4 protein-coding genes are annotated in these 5,405 nt (G+C 69.8%); all 4 read left to right on the top strand.

Translation table 11 applies throughout. The features are described from left to right. The first annotated feature begins 179 nt into the window (after nucleotides 1-179). The 4 genes from ACFW2Y_RS34545 (at nucleotide 180) to ACFW2Y_RS34530 (ending at nucleotide 5,297) form a co-directional block, all read left to right on the top strand. Nucleotides 180-434 carry a phosphopantetheine-binding protein gene (locus ACFW2Y_RS34545; protein ID WP_384887325.1) on the top strand — a complete coding sequence of 85 codons (255 nt, stop codon included), beginning with the start codon at nucleotides 180-182 and terminating at the stop codon, nucleotides 432-434. Nucleotides 435-776: 342 nt separating this feature from the next. Further along, entirely contained in the window at nucleotides 777-3,029 is a 2,253-nt protein-coding gene (locus ACFW2Y_RS34540) for a condensation domain-containing protein (protein ID WP_384887323.1), read from the top strand. 1 nt (nucleotide 3,030) lies between these two features. After that, nucleotides 3,031-4,239 (top strand): methionine adenosyltransferase, encoded by a 1,209-nt coding sequence (metK, locus tag ACFW2Y_RS34535; protein WP_384887321.1) that lies wholly within the window; start codon nucleotides 3,031-3,033, stop codon nucleotides 4,237-4,239. Nucleotides 4,240-4,316: 77 nt separating this feature from the next. After that, entirely contained in the window at nucleotides 4,317-5,297 is a 981-nt protein-coding gene (locus tag ACFW2Y_RS34530) for a carbohydrate kinase family protein (RefSeq protein ID WP_384887318.1), read from the top strand. Nucleotides 5,298-5,405 lie beyond the last annotated feature (108 nt).

Below are 5,405 nucleotides of genomic sequence, written 5' to 3'. Positions count from 1 at the left end.
CCCGCGCAATCCGCGACCAGCCCGAACGAGCCCTCCCCCTCCTGGGCATCACCAACAACCCGGACACCCAGGGAACTTGATCAAGCCCTGGCGGGGGTGCCGGTCGTCAGCCGGTGTGACCATCGGTGTGCGTGGCGCCCTCGTTGCCCGCAGGTTCACGCCCAGCAGGGAGAGTGCCCATGGTCACGCCCACGAGGGTTCGGGACGAGGTGATCGCCGTCTGGTCCACTGTGCTGAAGAGCGCTGTGGTGCCCACGCACGTGAGCTTCTTCGAGCTCGGTGGCAGTGCCCTTGCCGCGTATCGCATGATCCGGCAGCTGTCGCGGACCTTCGGCATCGAGTTGGGGTTGCGTCAGGCCTATGAGACTCCGACCGTTGACGGCCTGTCCGCGGCGATCGTGCAGCGTCTCGGCGCGCCCGATCGGCCCGGGTAGGCGCGGTGGGTGCCGGGGTGTTGGCGGGGTCCTTGCTCAGGGCAGGGGCACCGTCGGTTGTGGTCGTTTCCCGGCCGGCCGGGATCGATGTCCAAGGATTTCTACAGCAATCCACTGGTCGGGGGCGCAAAGCTTAAGGCGCGACGCGGGTGGTGGGGTCTGAACGGAGCCGGCGCCCAGGGGCGGGGGCTGCCCTTAAAGGGCCGTCGGTCGCCTGTCAGCCCCTCCCTTTAGTGGGGTTGCGCCGTTTTGAACGACGGCGCATCCCCACGCGGGCGTTGAGCACCGGACGAACACGTCGTAGGAGATGAGGGAGGTTCCCGGATGACCGTCAGCATGGCCGTGACCGTGGCCGTCACGTCCGGCCCTCCGCCCCGGCTCGTTCTGCGCGGCCGGCTGGGCCCGGAGACGTTGGCCGACGCCCTCGCGCTCGTGCAGCCGTGCACGGCGGGCCGGCACCGGCACGAGATGCCGCATCGTGGTGTCGCGCCTCATGTGCCGGTCCTGCGACGCTATACGGCAGGCCATCACACACTGACGCTGCCTCCGCCGCCGTATGCGCCCGGGCCCCTGGCCGAGTTGGTCGCTCATCCCGAGCAGGGGCCCGTGCCGTTGCCGGCGTGCTGCCCGGAACCGGACGGCTCCGATGTGATGGTCCCGTGGCCCGCCAGCCCCGGGCAGCAGGACGTGTTGTTGGAGGCGATGGCCCACCCCGAGGCCGCCTTGCACGTCGAGCAGATGCACTGGCGCTGGCGCGGGCCGCTGGAACGCGGGCGGTTCATGGCTGCCTGGCAGCAGCTGTATGACAGCGAGGCGGCGCTGCGCAGTGCTTTGGTCGAGCCGCGGCTGGGTGAGCCGGCCCCTCTGGTCGTCGTGCATCCCCAGGCCACCCCGTTGGCGCAGTGGCATGCGCGGGGTGAGGGCAACTGGCACGCCCTGTTGCTCGCCGAGCGGCAGCAGCCGTTCGACCTCCACCGTCCGGGGGGCGGGCTGCGCATCACTTTGCTGCAGGAGCAGCGCGAGTGCACCCGGATCTTGCTCACGTACCACCGGGCGTTGCTGGACGGTTGGAGCGTGCGCCTGCTGCAGCGTGCCCTGTATCGGGCGTATCTGGCGGGAGGCCGGTCCACGGGGGGTGAGCGGCGGCCCGACATACGGGACCACGGGCGTTGGCTGGCGGCTCAGGACGTGGCTGCGGCCCGTGCGTTTTGGGTCGCCCGGGCCCGTAGTGCGGCGGGGGTTGCTGCTCTTGCCGGCCGTACGAAGGCCTCTCCCACGCTTGCCGCGTCCTTGCTGGGGCGTGGTTCTCGGGGCCGGACGCGGCAGTGCTTGTCCTTGCACCAGGCCAGACGGCTGCGGGAGTGGGCGGTGGAGCGGGGCGTCAGTGAAAGCACCGTCTTGCACGCGGTCTGGGCCATTCAGCTGCAGCGGGCCGCCGTGCACGGCGCTTCGGCGAAGTCGTTCGTCTTGGACACCGTGCCCACACCGGTGGTCTTCACCGCCTCCGCCTCGGGCCGGGGCATCGCCCTTTCGGGCGCCGAGCAGGTGCCCGGGCCGCTGGACACCCAGCTGCCGGTGCACGTCACGGTGTCCGCGGCCATGCCGGTGACGGATTTGTTGTCGGAGCTGGCCGACCACTCTTTGGACGCATCGGCCTATGAGTGGGTCTCGCCCGGGCAGTTTCGCCGCTGGGCGCGCCACAGCGGTGGTCCGCTTCCCGAATCGCTGGTCACCTTCGTCGCCTCGCAGCCCGGCGGCGTGCAGGACCGGCTGCTTGGTGAACTGGCGTTGGAGGGCGTGCACGTCGAGCAGGCCGAGACGATCGAGGCGCACACGACGCTGGCGTACAACATCACGGCACATCAAGACGGTGCGGGGGCGCTGGTGCTCAGCGCCGTGTACGACCGCACCCGCATCAGCGATGTGGACGGAGCCGAGATCCTCGCCCAGACCGTCCGGTTGTTGTGTGCGTTGCCCGCGATGGCGGACGGGTCGGTGACGGTGGGGGACGTGACGCAGATCCTCGCGGGGGCTCCCGTGCCGCGCATCGGGCCCGGTGTGCGGGGGGTGTCGCCGGCAGCGGGCCGGCTGCGTGTCCTTCGTGGCGTGGGGCGGCACGAGGCGTTCGTGCGCGGCCGGCGGTCTTTCACGGCGCGTGCGGTGCAGCCGGCCGGTCCCGACCTCCCCCAAGGCGGGACGATCTGTCTGATCCCGCCTGCTGGTGCCCCGCCGGGGTGTTACGACGATCTGGCCGGCGTCGACTTCGGTGCGCTGGCGTTGGTGACCGTCTCGCCCGCGGCGAACGTCGAAAACTGTCTGATGGCTCTGCGTCCGGTCGTGGCCGGTGCCCAGCCGCTGATCCTGGCGGGGTTGCCCGCCTCCGCCGCCTTGGCCCGTGAGGTGGCCGACCGCATCGCCACCCACGGCTGGCGTCCGCCGCTGATCGTCATCGGCGGCGATGCACCCAGCTGTCCCGCATCCGTCCAGGCCCTGGCCCGGACCTTGAAGACCGCCGTGGCCGCCTTGGGCCCGTGCCGGTTCGTCCATCCCTGCAAGGGGCCCGTGCGCCCGCCGTCCACCTGCCATCAGGAGTGAGATGTCTCGTCGTCTGTTCACCTCGGAGTCCGTCACCGAGGGCCACCCCGACAAGATCGCCGACCAGATCAGCGACACCATCCTCGACGCCCTGCTCACCAAGGACCCGTCCTCACGGGTCGCCGTAGAAACGCTGATCACCACCGGTCAGGTCCACATCGCCGGCGAGGTCACCACCCAGGCGTACGCGCCGATCGCCCAGCTGGTGCGCGAGAAGGTCTTGGAGATCGGTTACGACTCCTCCGCCAAGGGCTTCGACGGTGCCTCGTGCGGCGTGTCGGTCTCCATCGGCGTGCAGTCCCCCGACATCGCCCAAGGCGTCGACAGCGCCTACGAGTCGCGAGTGGAGGGCGAGGAGGACCCGCTGGACCGGCAGGGCGCCGGCGACCAGGGCCTGATGTTCGGCTACGCCTGCGATGAGACCCCAGAGCTGATGCCGCTGCCGATCCACCTGGCACACCGGCTCGCACACCGGTTGACCGAGGTCCGCCGCAACACGGTCCTGCCCTACCTGCGTCCGGACGGCAAGACGCAGGTCACCATCGAGTACGACGGCGACAAGCCGGTCCGCCTGGACACGGTGGTGGTCTCCTCCCAACACGCCTCCGGCATCGACCTGGAGTCGCTGCTCTTGCCCGACATCAAAAAGCACGTGGTCGAGCACGTGCTGGCGGCGCTGGACGGTGAGGGCATCAAGCTGGACACCGACGGCTACCGGCTGCTGGTCAACCCGACCGGCCGCTTCGAGATCGGGGGCCCGATGGGCGACGCCGGCCTGACCGGCCGCAAGATCATCATCGACACCTACGGCGGCATGGCCCGCCACGGCGGCGGCGCCTTCTCCGGCAAGGACCCCTCCAAGGTCGACCGCTCGGCCGCCTACGCCATGCGCTGGGTCGCCAAGAACGTCGTCGCGGCCGGTCTCGCCACGCGCTGCGAGGTACAGGTCGCCTACGCCATCGGCAAGGCCGCGTCGGTCGGGCTCTTCGTGGAGACCTTCGGCACGAACACCGTGCCGGCCGACCAGATCGAAAAGGCGATAGCGCAGGTCTTCGACCTGCGGCCGGCCGCCGTCGTACGCGACCTGGACCTCAAGCGGCCGATCTACGCGGCAACCGCCGCCTACGGCCACTTCGGCCGCGAGCTGCCCGACTTCACCTGGGAGCGCACCGACCGCGCCGACGCCCTGCGGGCTGCCGCGGGCTTGTAGGACAACGCGGGGCCCGTGTCATGGGCCCCGCCCTCCTCCCGCCCCGCCCCCTCAATTTTCGTTCGACAGGAGTCCACGTGCGCATCGCGGTGACCGGATCCATCGCCACGGATCACCTCATGGTCTTCCCGGGTCGCTTCGCCGAGCAGATCCTTCCCGACCAGCTGGCCCACGTCTCGCTCTCCTTCCTCGTCGACACCCTTGAGGTGCGACGGGGCGGGGTGGCAGCCAACATCGCCTACGGGCTGGGCGGGTTCGGGCTGTCCCCGCTACTCGCCGGCGCCGTCGGCAGCGACTTCGCCGAGTACGAGATCTGGCTCAAGGAACACGGCGTCGACACCAGCGCGGTGCACGTGTCCACCGAGCGCCAGACCGCCCGCTTCTTGTGCATGACCGACCGCGACGCCAACCAGATCGCGGCCTTCTACGCCGGCGCCATGGCCGAGGCCGGCACGATCGACCTGCGCGCCCCCCACACCCACAGCCCACTGGACCTGATCGTGATCTCGCCCGACGATCCCGACGCGATGCTCCACCACACCGCGCAGGCCCGCACCCTGGGCATCCCGTTCGTCGCAGACCCCTCCCAACAACTGGCACGACTCCACGGACAGCAGGTGCACGACCTGGTGCAAGGAGCGAGGCTGTTGTTCACCAACGAGTACGAAAGAGCCCTGCTGCTGGAGAAGACCGGCTGGTCACCAACGCAGGTGCTGCAGCAGGTCGGCACCTGGGTAACCACCCTGGGATCGAAAGGCGTGCGCATCGAACACGACAACGAACCGACGATCACCCTGGAGGCGATCCCCGACGTCAGCGTCGAAGACCCCACCGGCGTGGGCGACGCGTTTCGCGCGGGCTTCTTGGCCGCGATCAGTTGGCACCTCGCCCTGCCCAGCGCCGCCCAACTGGGCTGCGCAACAGCCGCACTGGCCCTGAGCACCATCGGCTCCCAAACCTACGAGGTCGACCCGGCACGCGTGGCAGACACCGTGCACACCGTGTACGGGGCTCAGGCCGCCGACCTCCTGCGACCGCACCTGGGACGGTCGAGATGACGACCCCTTCCACTGAACCCTTCTCGGTAACGTCTCGTGACGGTTTGTGATCTTCATTCAGGCGGTGCGGCCGTGTTCGAGCTGCAGGACGACGAGGGCAGCTCGGGC

This window comes from Streptomyces sp. NPDC058877 (assembly GCF_042742855.1).
GTDB lineage: Bacteria > Actinomycetota > Actinomycetes > Streptomycetales > Streptomycetaceae > Streptomyces.
The sequence above is the reverse complement of the archived record's forward strand: the minus strand, read 5'-3'. Positions and strand labels throughout refer to the sequence as shown.